The 20,171-nt window shown below is 65.9% G+C and carries 14 protein-coding genes; all 14 read left to right on the top strand.

What is annotated here, in order from left to right; all coding sequences use genetic code 11:
- Positions 1 to 36 precede the first annotated feature (36 nt).
- The 14 genes from NGB36_RS06200 (at position 37) to NGB36_RS06135 (ending at position 20,169) form a co-directional block, all read left to right on the top strand.
- Positions 37 to 975 carry an ABC transporter permease gene (locus NGB36_RS06200; protein ID WP_255919073.1) on the top strand — a complete coding sequence of 313 codons (939 nt, stop codon included), beginning with the start codon at positions 37 to 39 and terminating at the stop codon, positions 973 to 975.
- Between the two features lie 32 nt (positions 976 to 1,007).
- Positions 1,008 to 3,200, top strand: a complete 2,193-nt coding sequence (locus NGB36_RS06195; RefSeq protein WP_308288806.1) for an ABC transporter ATP-binding protein — start codon at positions 1,008 to 1,010, stop codon at positions 3,198 to 3,200.
- 899 nt (positions 3,201 to 4,099) lie between these two features.
- Positions 4,100 to 5,146, top strand: a complete 1,047-nt coding sequence (locus NGB36_RS06190) for an ABC transporter permease (RefSeq protein ID WP_255919071.1) — start codon at positions 4,100 to 4,102, stop codon at positions 5,144 to 5,146.
- Between the two features lie 82 nt (positions 5,147 to 5,228).
- The gene (locus NGB36_RS06185; protein ID WP_255919070.1) at positions 5,229 to 6,893 is read left to right on the top strand and encodes an ABC transporter substrate-binding protein; all 1,665 of its coding nucleotides are present in this window, start codon (positions 5,229 to 5,231) and stop codon (positions 6,891 to 6,893) included.
- A 169-nt stretch (positions 6,894 to 7,062) separates the two neighbouring features.
- Positions 7,063 to 8,055: an ABC transporter permease gene (locus tag NGB36_RS06180; protein WP_255919069.1), complete on the top strand. Its 993-nt coding sequence runs from the start codon at positions 7,063 to 7,065 to the stop codon at positions 8,053 to 8,055.
- Positions 8,056 to 8,115: 60 nt separating this feature from the next.
- On the top strand, positions 8,116 to 9,195 hold the full coding sequence (locus NGB36_RS06175; RefSeq protein WP_255919068.1) for an ABC transporter ATP-binding protein: 1,080 nt from the start codon (positions 8,116 to 8,118) through the stop codon (positions 9,193 to 9,195).
- 26 nt (positions 9,196 to 9,221) lie between these two features.
- Positions 9,222 to 10,421 (top strand): ABC transporter ATP-binding protein, encoded by a 1,200-nt coding sequence (locus NGB36_RS06170; protein ID WP_255919067.1) that lies wholly within the window; start codon positions 9,222 to 9,224, stop codon positions 10,419 to 10,421.
- A gap of 467 nt (positions 10,422 to 10,888) precedes the next feature.
- Entirely contained in the window at positions 10,889 to 11,908 is a 1,020-nt protein-coding gene (locus NGB36_RS06165) for an ABC transporter permease (RefSeq protein ID WP_255919066.1), read from the top strand.
- Positions 11,909 to 11,980: 72 nt separating this feature from the next.
- Positions 11,981 to 13,747, top strand: a complete 1,767-nt coding sequence (locus tag NGB36_RS06160) for an ABC transporter substrate-binding protein (RefSeq protein ID WP_255919065.1) — start codon at positions 11,981 to 11,983, stop codon at positions 13,745 to 13,747.
- 108 nt (positions 13,748 to 13,855) lie between these two features.
- Positions 13,856 to 14,833 carry an ABC transporter permease gene (locus NGB36_RS06155; RefSeq protein ID WP_255919064.1) on the top strand — a complete coding sequence of 326 codons (978 nt, stop codon included), beginning with the start codon at positions 13,856 to 13,858 and terminating at the stop codon, positions 14,831 to 14,833.
- A 35-nt stretch (positions 14,834 to 14,868) separates the two neighbouring features.
- Positions 14,869 to 15,942 carry an ABC transporter ATP-binding protein gene (locus NGB36_RS06150; RefSeq protein WP_255919063.1) on the top strand — a complete coding sequence of 358 codons (1,074 nt, stop codon included), beginning with the start codon at positions 14,869 to 14,871 and terminating at the stop codon, positions 15,940 to 15,942.
- Positions 15,943 to 15,969: 27 nt separating this feature from the next.
- A complete protein-coding gene (locus tag NGB36_RS06145) occupies positions 15,970 to 17,127 on the top strand; it encodes an ABC transporter ATP-binding protein (protein WP_255919062.1) in 1,158 nt (385 codons plus the stop codon).
- A gap of 232 nt (positions 17,128 to 17,359) precedes the next feature.
- A complete protein-coding gene (locus NGB36_RS06140) occupies positions 17,360 to 18,376 on the top strand; it encodes an ABC transporter permease (protein WP_255919061.1) in 1,017 nt (338 codons plus the stop codon).
- Positions 18,373 to 20,169 carry an ABC transporter substrate-binding protein gene (locus NGB36_RS06135; protein WP_255919059.1) on the top strand — a complete coding sequence of 599 codons (1,797 nt, stop codon included), beginning with the start codon at positions 18,373 to 18,375 and terminating at the stop codon, positions 20,167 to 20,169. The genes NGB36_RS06140 and NGB36_RS06135 overlap by 4 nt, the downstream gene beginning before the upstream one ends.
- Positions 20,170 to 20,171: the final 2 nt, after the last annotated feature.

Here is a 20,171-nt window from a genome sequence, read left to right as displayed (position 1 = left end):
GCACCCCGCACCCATCGGCCCGACGGAGGAGTCGAAGTGACCACAGTCATCGAGCCCATCCCGGCCGGCCCCGGCGGTCCCGGGTCCGGCCCCGCCTCCTCCGACGCCGGTGACTTGAGCACCGTCACCACCGTCGGCTGGAAGCTCACGCTCCGGGAGTTCATGAGCAACAAGCTGGCTGTCGCCGGCGTGGCGATCCTCGTGTTCTTTATCGCCTTCTGCTTCCTGGGGCCGCTGGTCTACCACACCAACCAGATCGACACCGACCTGCTCAACACTAATCAGGCACCCAGCGGCAGCAATCCGCTGGGCACCGACACCAACGGCTTCGACGTGCTCGGGCGCCTCATGCTCGGCGGCCAGACGTCGCTGGAGATCGGCTTCATCGCGGCCGTCATCGCCACCATCATCGGCACGCTCTGGGGGGCTGTCGCCGGACTCATCGGCGGACTGATCGACGCCGCCCTGATGCGCGTCGTCGACATCCTGCTCTCCATCCCCTTCCTTCTGGTCGTCCTGATCGTCGCCCACCGCTACGGCTCCAACATCTGGAACCTCAGCCTGATCCTGGGTGTCTTTTCCTGGCTGGTGCCGGCGCGTCTCGTCCGCGGCGAGGTGCTCACCCTGCGCGTCCGCGACTTCGTCTCCGCCGCACGCACGATGGGTGGCTCCCGCACTCACCTGATCTTCCGTCATCTCATCCCGAACGCGATGGGGACGGTGATCGTCAACATCACCTTCCAGATCGCCGACGCCATCCTCGCCCTCGCCGCCCTCGGCTATCTGAACTTCGGCGTCCACTACCCCGACACCGACTGGGGCTCGCAGATCTCCGACGCCCAGGACGCACTCTCCAACGGCTACTGGTGGCTGGTCTTCCCGGTCGGCGCCGCGCTGGTGCTGGTCGTGATGGCGTTCAACCTGATCGGTGATGGCCTCCGCGACGCCGTCGACGTCCGACTGCGCAAGCGCTGATGGCCGAGACAGCGACGGAATCGAGGAAGACGATGGCTCCCCTGCTCGAGGTCTCGAACCTCTCCACTCACATTCAGCTGTCCCGGTCGACGGTCCGCGCGGTCGAGGACGTCTCCTTCCACCTCGAAGCGGGCGAGACGCTCGGCCTGGTGGGAGAGTCCGGCTGCGGCAAGTCGATGACGGGCCTGTCCCTCATGGGGCTGCTGCCCCCGGGCGGCCGACTGCTCGACGAATCCTCCATCCGGCTCGACGGACGCGAGCTGGTCGGACTGCCGGACAGCGAACTGCGCAAGATCCGCGGCAACGAGATCGCCATGGTCTTCCAGGACCCGATGTCATCCCTGGACCCGACCAAGACGATCGGCTACCAGGTGGCCGAGCCGGTCCGGCTGCACCGCGGCGCGGACAAGGCGCAGGCACTCGAACGCGCCACCGAGGTTCTCGCCCTGGTCGGCCTGCCCAGGCCGAAGGAGCGGCTGAACGACTATCCGCACCACCTCTCCGGGGGCCTGCGCCAGCGCGTGATGATCGCGATGGCGCTCGCCTGCGAGCCGAAGGTGCTCATCGCCGACGAGCCGACGACGGCGCTCGACGTGACGATCCAGGCACAGATCCTCACCCTGCTCGCCGACCTCAAGGACCGGCTCGGCATGGCGATGATCCTGATCACCCATGACATGGGGGTGGTCGCGGGGCACGCGGACCGCATCAATGTCATGTACGCGGGCCGGATCGCCGAGACGACGGAGACCGGCAAGCTGTTCTCCGAGATGCGGCACCCCTATACCCAGGGGCTGCTGGCCTCCATTCCGCGCCTCGCCCAGGACAACGCGCAAAAGCTCTACACCGTGCCCGGTCTGCCGCCGGACCTGTCCGACCCTCCGGCCGGCTGCCGCTTCGCCGCGCGGTGCACCTATGCGACGGACCGGTGCCGGGAGGAGGAGCCGGAGCTGGTCGGCTCCGAGGAAGATCACCGGTTCGCCTGCTGGCACCCCGTGGACGGGCCGCTGGACCTCACCGTCCCCACGGTCGCTTCGGCGCCGTCCGAGGACGAGGCCGAAGCCGATGCGCAGGCAGAGCCCGCGACGGAAACCGACGCCGAGCCGGAGGCCGATCCGGCAGCTGCGCCCGTCGCCACGGTCACGACGCGCGCCCAACCGGAGCCCGCCTCACATCCGCTGCTCGAGGTCACCGATCTGGCCAAGGAGTTCCCGATCGCCTCGGGACTGTTCCGACGGTCGCAGCTGAGCCTCAAGGCCGTCTCCGGCGTCTCCCTCACCCTCGGTCCCGGCCAGACCTTCGGCCTGGTCGGCGAGTCCGGCTGCGGCAAGACCACACTCGGCCGGATGATCGTGGGCCTGGAGAAGCCGACCAGCGGCACGGTCACCCTGGAGGGCCGCGAGATCGCCTCGATGCGGGAGCGCGAGCTGCGCCGCTTCCGCCGCGATCTGCAGATGATGTTCCAGGACCCGTACTCCTCGCTCGACCCGCGCATGCGCGTGGAGGCGATCCTCCGCGAGCCGCTGCGGATCCAGGGGATGGGTTCCGGCAAAGAGCAGCTGGACCGGGTGACCGAGCTACTGGGCGAGGTCGGCCTGCCGAAGAGCGCGCTGGAGCGGTTCCCGCACGAGTTCTCCGGCGGTCAGCGCCAGCGCATCGGCCTTGCCCGTGCGCTCACCCTCAACCCCAAGGTGATCGTCGCCGACGAACCGGTCTCGGCCCTCGACGTCTCCATCCGCGCGCAGGTGCTCAACCTGATGAAGCGGCTGCAGGCCGCCCACGACCTCTCCTATGTGGTGATCTCGCACGACCTCGCCGTGGTGAAGTACCTGGCGGACCGGATCGGCGTGATGTACCTCGGCAAGATGGTCGAGCTCGGCAGCGGCCAGGACATCTACGAGCGGCCGGCGCACCCGTATACCGCGGGCCTGCTGGAGGCGATTCCGGTCCCGGAGCCGGAGGTCGAGCGCGGCAAGCGCGGCGGCGGCATCAAGGGTGAGCTGCCCAGCCCGGTGGACCCGCCGTCAGGGTGCCGCTTCCGTACCCGCTGCCCGTTCGCGCAGGAACAATGCGCCGTCGAGGAGCCGAAGATGCGTGTCTTCGGGGACGGCCACGTGGCCGCGTGCCACTTCCCGTTGCAGGCGCCGGTGGTTGATGCGAAGCCGTCGGCGCCAACCGCCGAATCAGCAGGTACGTCGGGGGGAGAGGCAGCGGCTGCGCGATAGCGGGCGACGTCGGGAGGGCCCGGAGCATCCGGCCCTCCCGCTCCCTTGGACTGCGCCGCGCGATGGTCTACACCATCGAGGCGATGCCCAGCGCCAACAACGACCAGGCGTGCTTCACCGCCGCCCTGCAGGCAGCCCCTCACGACGCGACCTGCGGCTGCTGGCCGCAGGATCCGGCCCGGTCACGCGCGTTTGCGGGGAGACGGACGTTCGCATCAGCCACGGGCTGCACTGCTTTCACTCAGCCCCTGAGCGTACGGGGACGCACCCCTACGCACGCGTGTGGGTCCGCACTCCCCAACGTGCCCCATCCTCCGTCGGCCACTGCTGAGCGGGATGCCGCACCCGCACGGAGCCCAGGTGCATCGCTGACCGGCGTTCTTCTGGGCGTTCCCATGTCACCGATCAAGCCACGGAGAGGCTGGCGCAAGCCTCAAGCACGCTCCTGGACGGGGCTAGCACAGGCCGCCACGCAGGCTGATTTCTTTCCCCGTCTTCCCCTGTTGTTCTTCCTCGGGACGATTGCCGGAAGGTCAGAGGGGAAACGCTCTGCATAGATCTCTTCACTATGGGCTGACGACGCCTCACACAGCACCTTTTACAACGGCGGCCCATTGGCGATCAAGGTTGCAGTGTAAACAATTGGCCAAGTCACCACTGGTCGGGGTGGCAAAGGATATTTGCTAGAAAAACAACTTAAAACGGACTACAGGAGCGGGATCAAGCGCACCCCAAATACGGACAATAGCCGCAGTCATTCACAAGCTGCGAATCTCGCCTGATCTCATTCCGGTCTCAGCCTGCCTACGTCTCTTGAGCGCTGAAATGACTCATGCGTAGAGTCCCCTCACCGCGTAGCGCCATGAACAACTGATCTCACTCCCGGGGATGTCCGCACGATGACCCAGCAACCCCAACCGATCGACGCCACCCGCGAGACCCCTTCGCCGGCTGACGAATCGGCAGAAGCGCCGCAGAGCCCGCAGCCTGCGGGCGGCGCCCCGGCTATCGCAGGCCGTTCCCCGGGCCGGATGGCGTGGGAGCGAATGAAGCGCGACCGCGTGACGTTGATCTGCCTAGGCGTCACTGTCGCATTCATTTTGATAGCAATATGCGCCCCCTTGCTTGCGAAAGTGGGTGGCTGGGGACCGATCACCGCAGATTCCAAGGCGATCAACCCGGACACGGGTAACTATCCGTACGGATCGTTCGGCGGCATCAGCGCCAAGCACCTGCTCGGCGTGGAGCCGGGCACCGGGTACGACATCTTCGCCCGCGTCGTCTACGGCCTGCGTACCTCGCTTGAGGTCGCCCTGAGCGCCGCGGTCATCTCCACCGTGGTCGGCACCGTGGTCGGCCTGGCCGCCGGCTACTTCGGTGGCAAGCTCGACCAGATCCTGTCGCGCATCATGGACATCGTCCTGGCCTTCCCGCAGCTGCTGTTCCTCATCGCACTGACCCCGGTCATCGAAAACGCGCTGCAGACCAACGCCCACGGCGGCACTAACGAGAACCTGCGGCTGCTCGTTCTGATCATCAACATCTCCGTGTTCGCGTGGGCCTACACAGCGCGCCTGGTACGCGGCCAGGTGCTCTCCCTGCGCGGGCGCGAGTTCATCGAAGCGGCGAAGATCATGGGCGCGGGCCGGAGGCACATCCTCTTCCGGCAGCTGCTGCCCAATCTCTGGGCGCCGATCCTGATCTCGTTCGCGCTGGCCGTGCCGCAGAACATCGCCACCGAGGCGTCGCTGTCGTTCCTCGGCGTCGGTGTCGTCCCACCGAACCCCGACTGGGGCGCCATGCTCTCCACCGCTGCCGAGTTCTTCATCAACGACCCGGCCTACCTGTTCATCCCCGGCATCCTGCTGCTGATCCTCGTCTTGGCCCTCAACCTCTTCGGCGATGGCGTGCGAGATGCACTCGACCCACGCGCGAACCGCAGCTGACGCGCGCCCCCTCCGTCGGTCGCGCGGCGTGTTCCATCCCGGTGCACGTCCGAACCGAGAAATACAAGAAGGAGCACTCCCCATGATGCGCAGGACGCGCACGACCGCCCTCACGGCGGCCGCGATCGCGCTTGCCCTGGGCGCCACCGCCTGCGGTGGGTCCTCAGGCAGCGGCCAGGCAACCAAGGGTGGCACCCTCATTTACTACGCGCCCAGCGACTTCGACCACATCGACCCTCAGCGCACGTACACGACTGAGGGTCAGGAGATGGACAACTCCATCATCCGGACGCTCACCGGCTGGGACGAGCCGGTCGACGGCTCCAAGCCGAAGCTGGTCGGCGACCTCGCGACCGACACCGGCGAGGCCAGCCAAAATGACACGGTGTGGACGTTCCACATCCGTCCGGGCATCAAGTATCAGGATGGCACCACCGTCACCTCGTACGACGTCAAGTATGGCGTGGAGCGCCAGTTCTCCCCCGACATCAACGGTGGCCCGCCCTACGCGAGCGAGTGGCTGGTCGGCGGTGCCAATTACACCGGGCCGTACCAGGGCAAGTCGCTGGACTCCATCCAGACGCCTGACGCATCTACGATCGTCTTCCACCTCAACCAGCCGGTCTACGACTTCAACGAGACCACCGCCATGTCCGGCTGGTCCGCTGTGCCCAAGGCGAAGGACACCGGCTCCAGCTACGACCAGCACGTCTGGGCCGACGGCCCGTACCAGATTCAGTCCTACACGAAGAACAAGGAACTGATCCTGGTCAAGAACAAGTACTGGTCGAAGTCGACGGACCCCATCCGCGACCAGAACGTCAACGAGATCGACGTGAAGATGGGGCTGAGCCACTCCGCCATCGACCAGTTGATCGCGTCCGATGGCCCCTCGGCGCAGAACGCCCTCCAGGAGTACCCGCTCGACGGAGCGGACCTGAGCCAGATGGCCAACAACCCGGCTGTGAAGTCGCGTTATCACATCATCAAGTCGCCGGGCATCTCCTACCTCGCCCTGAACGTCAACACCATCAAGGACATCAGGGTCCGCGAGGCGATCGAGTACGCGGTCAACAAGCAGAACGCCCGTGGTGCCTTCGGCGGTTCAGTGTATGGCGACTACGCCACCACCATGCTGGCCCCGGGTGTGGAGGGCCACAAGGACTTCAGCCTCTACACCAGCAACCCCATGGGCGACCTGACTCAGGCTAAGTCGCTCATGCAGCAGGCCGGCAACCCCAAGCTGACGCTGTCCCTGGCCGTGGAGAACTCCACCTTCCAGGAGAACTTCGCCGACGGCATCAAGAACGACCTCGGCAAGATCGGCATCAACGTCAACATCACGCCGGTCGACCAGAGCACCTACTTCTCCACGCTGGACAACACCAAGAACCAGTACGACATGGCGTGGATGGACTGGATCCCGGACTGGCCGAACCCCAGCACCGTGCTTCCCGTTCTCTTCGACGGCCGCCAGATCGCGAAGCTTCCGCAGTCGAACCAGGACATCTCATACCTGAACGACCCGGCGGTCAACTCGGCGATCGACGCTGCCGCGAAGATCACCAACCCGGCCCAGGCCGACGCCGCCTACGGCAACCTGGACGAGCAGATTCTCAAGGACGCCTCCGTCGTGCCGCTGTTCTACATGAACTTCAGCGACATGACCGGCTCCAAGGTCGGCGGCATCGTCCCCGACCCGGTCGAGGCCGAGCTCAACCTGGCCCACGTGTACGTCAAGCAATAGTGCCGGTGGTCGCCGCGACCCGGTGACCGCGCCGCACAACACAGCCCCGCCGGCGGCCACGCCGCCGGCGGGGCACTCCGCCACCATCGTCACCCGAGCGCAGGTCACACCCCGCCGGTCCACCGCGAGAGGGAGGCAGACCAGGCTTCACGCCAGGTCTTAGCACCGCATGTTTCGTTATCTGATCCGACGCCTACTGGCCGCGGCCGTCGTCATCGTGGTGATCAGCCTGATCACCTTCGTCATCTTCTTTGCGCTGCCGTCGAACCCCGCGCTGCTCGCGTGCGGTAAGACGTGCAGCCCCTCCCGGCTCGCGGAGATCAAGCACTCGCTGGGGCTCGACCAGAGCCTGGCCACTCAGTACTGGAACTTCGCCAAGGGAATCGTCGCCGGACGGACCTTCGGCGACAACAGCGTGGTGGTCCAGTGCAGCGCCCCCTGCCTGGGCATCTCCTTCGCCTCCGACACCCCGGTTTTCCAGACCCTGATGCAGGACTTCCCCGTCGACCTCTCCCTGGCCCTGGGCTCCGCGGTGATCTTCCTCATCGTCGGCGTCGGCCTCGGTGTGCTGGCCGCCGTGCGCAAGGGACGGCTCGCCGACAAGCTCTCGGTGGGCTTCGCCCTGTTGGGCGTCTCGCTGATGCCCTTCTTCCTCGGCCTGGTACTCCTGTGGGCCTTCGTGGACAAGTGGCAGCTGCTTCCGGCCCCCGGCTACACCCCGATCACCCAGGACCCGGTCGCCTGGTTCGAGGGGCTGATCCTCCCCTGGGCCACGCTGGTCATCCTCTTCCTCGCTATGTACACCCGGCTGTCGCGCTCGTCGATGCTGGAGGTGCTCAGTGAGGACTACATCCGCACCGCCCGGGCCAAGGGCCTCCCCCGCCGCACAGTGATCCTCAAGCATGGGCTGCGGGCCGCGATCACCCCGATCGTGACGATCTTCGGCATGGACTTCGGCTACCTGATCGGTGGTACTGCCGTCATCACCGAGAGCGTGTTCGGCCTCAACGGCATCGGCAAGCTCGCGGTCGACTCGGTGACCAACTTCGACCTGCCGACCATCCTGGCCACCACGCTCTTCGCGGCGGTGGCGATCGTCCTCGCAAACGTCGTGGTCGACATCGTCTACGGCCTCATCGACCCCCGCGTCCGCCTCGCATAACTGCTGTGCCATCCCGGGGAAAACCCCCGGGCCCCTGGCCGGAAACCAAGGAAGTACCCAGTGGCCATCGAACTCTCGCCGCAGACCGCGGACGGCACCGTCCCCTCCACCTTCCTCGACGTCCGGGACTTGCGCGTGCACTTCCCCACCGAGGACGGCCTCGTCAAGTCAGTAGACGGTGTCTCCTTCGCCTTGGAGAAGGGCAAGACGCTCGGTATCGTCGGCGAGTCCGGCTCCGGCAAGTCCGTCACCAGCCTCGCCCTGCTCGGCCTGCACAAGGGAACGCGTGCCCAGGTCTCCGGGGAGGTCTGGCTCGACGGCAACGAGCTGGTCGGACTCTCGGAGGCCGAGATGCGCGCGCTGCGCGGCGAGAAGGTCTCCATGATCTTCCAGGACCCACTCTCCGCTCTGCACCCCTTTTACACGGTCGGCAACCAGATCGCCGAGGCCTACATGGTGCACCACAAGGTCTCCAAGAAGGAGGCCAAGGAGCGCGCCGTCGAGATGCTCAAGAGGGTGGGCATCCCGCAGCCCGATCGCCGGGTCAGCGACTACCCGCACCAGTTCTCGGGCGGTATGCGGCAACGCGCCATGATCGCCATGTCACTGGTGTGCAACCCCGAGCTGCTCATCGCGGACGAACCGACGACCGCTCTCGACGTGACCGTCCAGGCGCAGATCCTCGACCTCATCGCCGACCTGCAGGAGGAGTACGGCTCCGCGGTCATCATCATCACCCACGACCTGGGCGTCGTCTCGCAGGTTGCTGACGACATCCTTGTGATGTACGGGGGCCGTCGCATCGAGTACGGATCGGCCCGGGAGGTCCTCAAGCATCCCGAGCACCCCTACACCTGGGGTCTGCTCCAGTCGATGCCCAGCCTCACTGGGGACGTCCACGCGAAGCTCAACCCCATCAAGGGCACCCCGCCAAGCCTGATCAATCTGCCAAGCGGCTGCGCCTTCAACCCGCGGTGCGCCTTCAAGGACCGCGTCCCCGACGGGCGCTGCACCACGGAGCGTCCCGAACTGCGGCCCATGGCGGGCAATGAGAAGCACATCGCGGCCTGCCACCTCGCGGATGAGGAGAAGGCCGAGATCCGCGGCACCCGCGACAAGACCGACCGGCTCGCGAAGTGACGACGGCGGACGAACAGGAGCATGGCGTGAGCACCACCGAGTCCATTCCCGAGCAGAAGCCGGCATCCGCCGCGCAGTCCGGCGGCGGGGAGAACCTGCTGGAGGTCAATGGCCTCCAGATGCACTTCCCGATCCGTCAGGGCATCCTCTTCCAGCGGCAGATCGGCGCGGTCCGGGCAGTCGACGGCATCGACTTCGCCGTGAAACCGGGCGAGTCGCTCGGCCTCGTCGGCGAGTCCGGCTGCGGCAAGTCGACGACCGGGCGTCTGGTGACGAGGCTGCTGGAGCCGACCGCCGGCTCCATCCGGTTCGACGGCGAGGACATCACCCACAAGCCGGTCACCAAGATGCGCACGGCCCGGCAGCAGCTGCAGATGATCTTCCAGGACCCGTACTCGTCGCTCAACCCGCGACACACGGTTGGCACGATCATCGAGACGCCGATGCGGCTCAACGGCATCAACCCGGAGCAGGGGCACAAGAAGCGCGCCCAGGAACTGCTGGAAATCGTCGGTCTCAACCCGGAGCACTACAACCGCTACCCCAACGAGTTCTCCGGCGGCCAGCGGCAGCGCATCGGCATCGCCCGCGCCCTGGCGCTGAAGCCGAAGCTGATCGTCGCCGACGAGCCGGTCTCGGCGCTGGACGTCTCCATCCAGGCCCAGGTGGTGAACCTGCTGCAGTCTCTGCAGGAGGAGATGGGCATCGCGTTCCTGTTTATCGCCCACGACCTGGCCGTCGTGCGCCACTTCTCTCAGCGCGTCGCGGTGATGTACCTCGGCAAGATCGTCGAGGTCGGCAACCGCGAGGACATCTACGCGCGCCCGCGCCACCCGTACACCCACGCGCTGCTCTCCGCCGTGCCCGAGGCCGACCCGGACGGCGGCGACCGCGAGCGGATCCGACTCGCCGGCGACGTGCCGTCGCCGATCAACCCGCCGTCCGGCTGCCGCTTCCGCACCCGGTGCTGGAAGGCGCAGGAGAAGTGCGCAACGGAGGAGCCGCCGCTGGTGCAGATCTCGGGGAACAGCGCGGGTCACCTGACGGCGTGCCACTTCCCGGAGGAGCCGTCGATCACGTCGCGCGATGAGGACGTTGTCCTGGACCCGGCGCTCGCCGCGCTGGAGGAATCTGCGGGCAGCGGAGCTGCGGCCGAGTCCTCGACGGGCGAGGCGGACAAGGCAGCCACCCCGGAGAAGTCGGAGAAGGCGACCGACAAGGACTGAGAGCCCGCCTGCGCGGTAGCAGAGCCATCGGCCGGGGTGCACATGTGTGCACCCCGGCCGATGGCGTGCCTGCCTCTGTGTAGGCCGAAAGTCGGCTGTGCGGATCTATCAACCGAAGACAAGCAATTGGCAAAGGTGGGCAAGAGCGCGTCGGCCGTTCTACAGCACCCCCACCGGCCCGGCCACACGCTGTTGGGCACAACATGTTCGTATGTCGGCGGTGCGACACAGAAGTTGCTGCACTGTAAACCCAACGGATTCCAGGTTATGGGAATTCGCCCCCTCCATCGGGGCACGTCAAGCACGACGGCATAGCAATTTGCAAAACTTCTGCCTAAGAAGGTGACGGACTTCACATCCACCCTCGCCAGCCTCTTGACTCAACGATGAGTCCATTGCGAAAGTCCCGTCAAACCAAGGCAATACAGAGGCTGCACCGATCCGCCGTGCGCGGGGATGGAGCCACCATGTCGAGTTCCACCCAGGCAACTGCAGGGAATGATCAAATCCCTGAGGGCCCGTCGGCTGACACCGCCGCTGTGCCGTTGGAAATCATCGGGCGCTCCCCGCGGCAGTTGGCCTGGCTCCGCTTCAAGCGGGATAGGACCGGCGTCATCTGTGCGGGCATCGTCGGAGCGTTCATCCTCATCGCGATCTTCGCTCCCTTGATCTGCGCGCTGTACGGCAAGAATCCCTACACGCTCTACGGGCAGAACGACAACCTGCTCAACTCGTACGGCATGCCCATCAAGCCCAACGGCGGTATTGATTCGAATCATTGGTTCGGCATCGAGCCGGGTCTGGGGCGCGACATCTTCGCCTTGTTGATGTACGGCATCCGCACCTCCCTGGGGATCTCCCTCTGCGTGACGATCCTGTCGGTCGCACTCGGCGTACTCGTGGGCCTCATCCAGGGCTACGTCGGCCGCAAGACGGACTACTTCCTGGGCCGGCTCACCGACTTGATGATGTCCTTTCCCCAGCAGTTGTTCTTCATCGCCTTCACGCCCGTGGTGATCGCGCTGTTCGTCAAGCCCACCGAGCAGGAGCCGACGTACATCCGCTTCTTCGCCCTGGTGCTCGTACAGTTCTTCCTCGGGTGGATGTCGGTGAGCCGACTGGTCAGGTCTCAGGTGCTCTCGCTCCGCGAACGCGAGTTCGTCGAGGCTGCCCAGCTCACCGGTGCATCCACATGGCGGATCGTCTCCAAGGAACTGCTCCCGAACATCGGCAGCACCATCCTCGTACAGACCACCTTGCTGCTCCCTGTGAACGTCACGACCGAGGCAGGGCTGTCGTACCTCGGCGTTGGAATGCAGGACCCGACGCCTGACTGGGGCCTGATGTTCCAGAAGGCAGCCGAGTACTACCAGTCCGACATCACCTACATGTTCTTCCCCGGCATCGCGATGCTCATCTTCGTTGTCGCGTTCAACCTGCTTGGGGATTCGGTCCGGGACGCTCTCGATCCCAAGACCATTCGTTGAGTGTGTCCACGTCGTCCGTCCGGGTCCCCGGTAGGTCGGCATCCAAAGGCAGTCCAGTGACAGGCGGGAATCATGAGAACGCGTAAGGCTCATTACGCCGCGATTCTGGCGGTGGGGGCACTGGCCCTTAGTGCGTGCAGCGCCGGCGGCGGTGGCGGCAGTGGAACCAGCGGCAACGGACCGACGGCCACAGTCCAGAACTTCGGGCTCGGCACCGCAGCCGACTCCCAAGGCCCGGCCACGCCCGTCTCTGGTGCGAAGACCGGCGGGACGGTCACCGATCTGGAGCCGACCGGCATCGACTATCTCGACCCGGGGCAGGTCTACGTCAGCAACGAACTTGCCATCGCCCAGCTCTACAACCGTTCACTCACGGGCTACAAGATCGACCCGAAAACAGGCAAGACCATCCTCGTCGGCGACCTCGCCACCGACACGGGTGAACCGTCGGCCGGCGACAAGACCTGGACGTACCACCTCAAGGACAACCTGAAGTTCCAGGACGGCACGCCCATCACCTCGCAGGACATCAAGTACGGCATCGAGCGGCTGTACGCCAACTTCGAGACCCAGGGTCCGACCTACATCCCCACGTGGCTCGACGGTGTGAACTACCGCAACGTCTACTCCGGTCCGTACGGTGGCAAGTCCCTGCCCGACTCCGCCATCGCCACGCCGGACTCCAAGACCATCATCTTCCACTTCCAGGCGCCGCACGCGGACGCCCCGTACGCGATGGCGATGCCGAACGTCTCGCCGATCCCCGCGTCCAAGGACGACAAGCAGAGCTACAACAACCACCCGGTGTCGTCCGGCCCGTACCAGATCCAGAGCTATCAGCCCGGCAAGCAGCTGGTCCTCACCCGGAACAAGTACTGGGACCCCAAGACGGATCCGATCCGCAACGCGTACCCGGATGAATGGAACCTTCAGCTCGGCATCGCCAACCCGGGCCTGACGCAGCGCCTGATGGCGGAGTCCGGCACCGACAAGGACGCCCTGGCACTCTCTCAGCCAGCAGACGCGTCGCAGATGTCCACTCTGGTCAGCGGTTCGCAATACCCGTCGCGTACTGTGAGCGCCTACCAGCCATACGTCGAGGTCATCAACCTCAATGCCAACGTGATCAAGGACGAGCGGGTACGCCAGGCCATCGCCTACGCGCTCCCGCTCACCGGCATCCAGCAGGCCATGGGCGGCGCGGCACAAGGCGACCTGGGCACCAACCTCCTCAGCCCCACCATCGGCGGCTTCAAGCCCTTCGACCCGTACAACAAGCTCAAGCAGCCACAGGGAGACCCTGCCAAGGCCAAGCAGTTGCTCCAGCAGGCGGGCGTACACAACCTGACTCTCTCCTTCGCCTACGCCAACACCCCGCGCTGGCAGGAGGTCTCGCTGATCATCCAGAAGGCGCTGGCCAACGCCGGCATCAACGTCCAGCGCATTCCGCTCGACCCGACCTCGTACTACACGCTGGTCGGCAAGGCGAACAATCAGTACGCGATGTACCGCACGGGCTGGGGCGCCGACTGGCCGGTGGGCTCCACGGTTATCCCGCCGTCCTTCGACGGCCGTACCATCGGCGACGGAAGCCCCAACTACTCCCACCTGAACGACCCGTACGTGAACTCACAGATTGACGCGATCAACAAGATCACGGACGTCAACCAGGCGGACGCCCAGTGGGAGAAGCTGTCAGAGTACATCCTGACCCACGACACCACGCAGATCCCGTTCCTGTACGACAAGTTCTACCAGGTCTACGGTGACGGTCTCGGCGGTGTCACCTATAACCAGGTGATCGGCACGATCAACCCGGGCACGGTCTACGTCAAGTAAGTCCTGGCGCCGAATCCGGCACGTCCAGCCGGCCCCGCCCAACCGGGCGGGACCGGCCTCCGGCCGGATCTGCGGTCCTGTCCTCGCTCCTAGGGAAGAGCCCGCCCCATGCTGCGTTTCCTCGTACGCCGGGTGCTCGGTGCCATCGTCATTCTGCTGCTGATCAGCGCCGTCACCTACTTCCTCTTCTTCGCCCTCCCGGCCGATCCGGCCGCCCTCTCGTGCGGCAAGAACTGCAATCCGCAGACCCTTGCCCTCATCCGCAAGAACCTCGGCCTCGACGAGCCGGTCCCAGTGCAGTACTGGCAGTACATGATCGGGATCTTCTTGGGCCGGAATATGACGATCGGCCACTGCTCGGCCCCGTGTTTCGGATATTCGTTCGCCAGCCAGCAGCCCGTTTGGTCGACGCTCATGAACCGCTACCCGACCACCGTGACCCTCGCTGCGATGGGCGCATTGATTTTCCTTGTTATCGGTGTGGGCCTCGGCCTGATCTCGGCGGCTCGCCAGGGCACGGCGTTCGACAAGATCGCCAGCGCGGTCTCGCTGACCGGGCAGTCGGTACAGATCTACTTCATCGGCCCTCTCGCGATCTATTTGTTCGCCGACACCCTCGGCTGGCTCAGCCGAGGACACGACCCGGACTGGACCCACGACCCGGTCGGTTCGATCACGGGAATGATTCTTCCGGCCATGGTGATGTCGGTGATCTTCTGGTCCAACTACAGTCGGCAGACACGTTCATTGATGGTCGAGCAACTCTCCGAAGATCACGTACGGACCGCCCGGGCGAAAGGCATGACGTCCCGCTATGTCTTCATGCGCTACGCGCTGCGTGGCGCCATGGGGCCCATCATCACCATCTTCGGCATGGACCTCAGCTCGGTCTTCGGCGGCGCGATCATCACCGAGTACACCTTCGGTCTCCATGGACTCGGCCAACTCGCGGTCTCCGCAGTCACCCAGACCGATCTGCCGTTGGAGATGGGCGTCATGCTGTTCGGCGCGGCCGCGATCGTGATCGCCAACATCATCGTCGACGCCTGCTACGCCGTCATCGACCCGCGGATCCGGCTCTCATGAGCGGCGCGCGCAACGCACCAGAGGAGGCCCCTCACGTGACCACGCTCACCAAGCCGGAGCAGCCATCCGGTCGCCGCGATGGGGCACCGTTCCTCTCTGTGCGTGACCTCTCCGTGCAGTTCGCCACCGAGGACGGCATCGTCAAGGCGGTCGACGGGCTCTCCTTCGACGTCGAACGGGGCCGGACGCTCGGCATCGTCGGCGAGTCGGGCTCCGGGAAATCCGTCACCAACCTCGCCGTACTCGGCCTGCACAATCCACGGAACACCGCCATCACCGGCGAGATCGTCCTCAACGGCCACGAGCTGACCGGAGCCCCCCAACGCACACTGGAAAAGCTGCGCGGCAACACAATGGCGATGATCTTCCAGGACTCCCTCTCGGCGCTCTCCCCGTACTACACCGTGGGCCGCCAGATCGCCGAACCGTTCCGCAAGCACACCGGAGCAAGCAGGAAGGCGGCCCGGGAGCGAGCCGTCGAGATGTTGCGCCGGGTCGGCATCCCCCAACCCGAGCTGCGAGTCGACGACTACCCCCACCAGTTCTCCGGCGGCATGCGACAACGCGCCATGATCGCACTCGCACTCGTCTGCGACCCACAACTGCTGATCGCCGACGAACCGACGACCGCACTCGACGTCACCGTCCAAGCACAAATCCTCGACCTGCTCAAGCAACTGCAGCAGGAGACCGGCACCGCGATCATCTTCATCACCCACGACCTGGGCGTGGTCGCCCGTATCTGCGACGACGTACTGGTGATGTACGCAGGCCGCTGCGTGGAACGCGGAACAGTACGCGACATCCTCACCACGCCCCGACACCCCTACGCGTGGGGACTGCTCAGCTCAGTCCCGCGACGCAAGGCCCCCGTCGACGCGCCGCTGAGGCCGATCCCGGGCACCCCGCCGAGCCTGCTCAAGCCCCCGACCGGCTGCCCCTTCCACCCCCGCTGCGAATTCCGTGAATATGTGGGTGACACGCGCTGCCAGGACGAGCGACCGATGCTCACGCTCGACAGCGGCCGGGGCGCGGCCTGCCACCTCCCGGCCGAGCAGCAGAAGTCGATCTTCGCCGAGCAGATCCGGCCGCTGCTGGGCCGGAGCTGATCAGGATCAGGAATCAGGGGAACGACGATGAGTGAACAGCTGAGCCTGGCCAAGCCCGCACTACCGTCGCAGCGCAAGGGCGGTCCGCTGCTTGAGGTCGAGGGACTCACCAAGCACTTCCCGCTCCGGGACGGCTTCCTGTTCAAGCGGCAGGTCGGCGCCGTCCAGGCCGTGGACGGCGTCGACTTCACCATCCACGAAGGCGAGGCACTCGGCCTCGTCGGCGAGTCCGGCTGCGGCAAATCAACCACCGGACGACTCGTGACCCGACTACTCGAACCAACCGCCGGACAGATCCTCTACCAGGGCCACAACATCACCCACACCGACCGCAAACACCTCGCACCCATCCGCTCACAAATCCAGATGATCTTCCAAGACCCCTACGCATCACTCAACCCACGACAAACAGTCGGAACGATCATCACCGGCCCCATGGAAATCAACCACATCCAACCACCCGGCGGCCACGAGAAACGCGTACGCGAACTCCTCGAAACCGTCGGCCTCAACCCCGAGCACTACAACCGCTTCCCCCACGAATTCTCCGGCGGCCAACGCCAACGCATCGGCATCGCCCGCGCACTCGGCATGCAACCCAAACTCATCATCGCCGACGAACCCGTCTCCGCACTCGACGTCTCCATCCAAGCCCAAGTCGTCAACCTCCTGCAAAAACTCCAGCACGAACTCGGCATCGCCTTCCTCTTCATCGCCCACGACCTCGCCATCGTCCGCCACTTCTCCCACCGCGTCGCCGTCATGTACCTCGGCAAAATCATGGAAATCGGCAACCGCACCGACATCTACGAAACACCACGCCACCCCTACACCCACGCACTCCTGTCCGCAGCCCCCGAAGCCAACCCCGACGACGAACAAGAACGCATCCGCCTCGCCGGCGACGTCCCCTCACCCATCAACCCCCCAACCGGCTGCCGCTTCCGCACCCGCTGCTGGAAAGCACAGCAAAAGTGCACAACCGAGGAACCCCCACTGCTGCAGATCGCAGGGAACAACACAGGCCACCTGACCGCATGCCACTACCCGCAGGACCCGACGACCGCGGCGCGCGACGAGGATGTCGTCCTCGACCCGGCGCTCGCGGCGCTGGAGCAGAACGCCCAGGAGTCGGCCGAGGAGTCGGCCGAGGAGTCCGCTGAGGGCTCCGCCGAGGAGCAGTAGGCCGGGACACCCGCAACACGAACGGCCGGAGTGCGCATCTGCGCTCCCCGGCCGTTCTACGGCACCCGCACTGGCCGCACGCAGTTCAGCCTGCGGCGTTCGCATGTCGGTGGCGAGTGCATCACGTTGCCGGTTCGTAAACGACATGATGGGGCTTCCGGGCCTTTTGCCCCGCTTCCTCCGTGCGCCTCTTGGACTTGACCGGGGCTTCGCCGCGACAGTGGGCGTCACGATGTCCAGCCCCACCCAAGCCACGACGTACCCGGAGCCCTCACGGAGCACCGGCGGTGCAGACGCCACCGTGGCCGCGGAGATCGTCGGGCGCTCGCCGCGGCAGCTGGCCTGGCTGCGCTTCAAGCGGGACAGGACCGGCATCGTCTGTGCGGTGATCGTCGCGTTCTTCATCCTGGTCGCGGTATTCGCTCCGGTGATCACCTGGTTGTACGGCAAGAACGCGTACACGCTCTACGGGCAGGACGACAACCTGCTCAACTCCTACGGACTGCCGGTCAAGGCCAACGGGGGCATCGACGCAGACCACTGGTTCGGCATCGAGCCGGGCCTGGGACGCGACATCTTCGCGCTGCTGGTGTACGGCATCCGCACCTCGCTCGGGATCTCCCTGTGCGTAACGCTGCTCTCCGTGGCGCTCGGCGTCTGCGTCGGTCTGGTCCAGGGGTATCTGGGCGGCGGCACGGACTACGTCGTCGGGCGTTTCTCCGACCTGATGATGGCGTTTCCGAGCCAGTTGTTCTTCATCGCGTTCACGCCCGTCATCATCGCGATGTTCGTCAGCCCCAGCGACCAGGAGCCGACCTGGATCCGGTTCACCGCGCTGGTCCTGGTGCAGTTCGCGTTGGGCTGGATGAGCCTCGGTCGGCTGGTCAGGGCGCAGGTGCTGTCGCTGCGGACGCGCGAGTACGTCGAGGCGGCGCATCTTTCGGGCGCCTCGCCCGGGCGGATCATCCGCAGGGAGCTGCTGCCGAACGTGTGGAGCACCGTCCTGGTGCAGGCGACGCTGCTGCTCCCATTGAACGTCACCGCGGAGGCGGGCCTGTCCTTCCTCGGCGTCGGCATGCAGAAACCCACCCCCGACTGGGGGCTGATGTTCCAGGACGCCGCGCAGTACTACCGCTCCGACATCACATACATGTTCTTCCCCGGCATCGCGATGGTCGTCTTCGTCGTCGCATTCAACCTGTTGGGCGATGCCGTCCGCGACGCGCTCGACCCGAGGACCGTCCGGTGAGGCCGCATCCGGTGAGGCCGCATCCGGTGCGCCGTCTCGCGGCGACGGCGGCGGGCGTCCTCGTCATCAGCGCGATGGGCGCACTGGGCGCATGCAGCCCGCCCGGCGGCGGCCTGGGCACGGGCGCGGGCGGCGCCACCGCCTCGGTGCAGACCGTGAGGCTCGGCGCGGCGGCCGATTCGGCCGGCCCGGCCCCCGCCGTGCCGGGCGCACGGCGCGGCGGGGTGGTCGTCGACCTTGAGGAGACAGGGCTCAACCATCTCGACCCGGCTCAGGTGTATGTCAACCGCGAGCAGGCCATCGGCTCCCTCTTCGTCCGCACGCTCACCGACTACAAGATCGACCCGCGAACGGGCCGGACCGTGCTCGTGGGCGACCTCGCCACCGATACGGGTGAGTCGTCGGACGGTGGCAGGACCTGGACGTACCACCTCAAGTCAGGCCTGAGGTGGCAGGACGGCGAGCCGATCACCAGTAGTCAGGTCAAGTACGGCGTCGAGCGGCTCTACGCGAGCTTCGAGACCGCGGGCCCCGAGTACCTCCAGACCTGGCTCTCCGGCACCGACTACCGCCGCGCCTACCCGGGCCCGTACGGCGGCAGGTCGCTCCCGGACTCGTTGGTCGCCGCGCCGGACAGCCGCACCGTCGTCTTCCACTTCCGGGCCCCGCACGCGGACGCCCCCTATGCGATGGCCCTTCCCGCGGCCTCGCCCGTCCTCCCGTCGAAGGACACGAGGACGGGGTATGACCAGAAACCGTTCTCGGACGGACCGTACAAGATCAAGAGCTATCAGCCGGGCAAGGAGATGATCCTCACCCGCAACGCCTCCTGGGATCCCAGGACCGACCCGATCCGCAACGCCTATCCGGACGAGTGGAACATCCAACTGGGTATCCCTCAGCCAGGACTGACGCAGCGGTTGATGGCCTCCGCAGGGCAGGACAGGAACGCGGTGTCACTGGTGTCGAGCGCCGACCCGACCCAGACGCCGACGATCCTGACGGGGCCGGAGTACCGAGGACGAACCGTCAGCCAGTACCAGCCGTTCGTCGACGTGTTCACCATCAACACCTCACGTGTCAAGGACGAACGGGTGCGGCAGGCGATCATGTACGCCTTTCCCATGAAGCAGATCCAGATCACGCTCGGCGGCGCCGCGCAGGGCGACCTGGCCACCAACCTGATCGGTCCCACGGTCACCGGCTTCAGGCCCGACGACCCGTTCGGGAAGCTGGCCGAGCCCGCCGGCGACCCGGCGAAGGCCAGGCATCTGCTGCGGCAGGCGGGCGTGACGCACCTGAAGCTCACCTTTGCCTACGCCAACACCGGCCGCTGGCAGGATGTCGCGGTGATCCTGCAGAAGGCGATGGCCCGGGCCGGGATCGACCTGCAGACCAAGGCGATCGACGCGACCTCCTATTACAGCCTGATCGGCAGGATCACCAACACGTACGACATCTACCGCAGCGGCTGGGGCGCGGACTGGCCCAACGCCTCCACCGTCATCCCGCCCACCCTGGACGGCCGGCAGATGAGCGACGACAGCACCGACTACTCACATCTTCATGACAGCCGCGTGGACTCCGAGATCGACCGGATCGACGCGGTCACGGACCTGACGCAGCAGGCCGCCCAGTGGGAGCAGCTGTCGGCGTACATCCTGCGCCACGACACCCCGGAGATCCCCTACCTGTACGACAAGTACTTCCAGGTCTACGGGACGGGACTCGGCGGCGTCACCTACAACCCGGCCATCGGCACCATCAATCCGACCACGCTCTACGTGAAGTAGAG

Source organism: Streptomyces humicola (assembly GCF_024436035.1).
Classification (GTDB): Bacteria; Actinomycetota; Actinomycetes; order Streptomycetales; family Streptomycetaceae; genus Streptantibioticus_B; species Streptantibioticus_B humicola.
The sequence above is the reverse complement of the archived record's forward strand: the minus strand, read 5'-3'. Positions and strand labels throughout refer to the sequence as shown.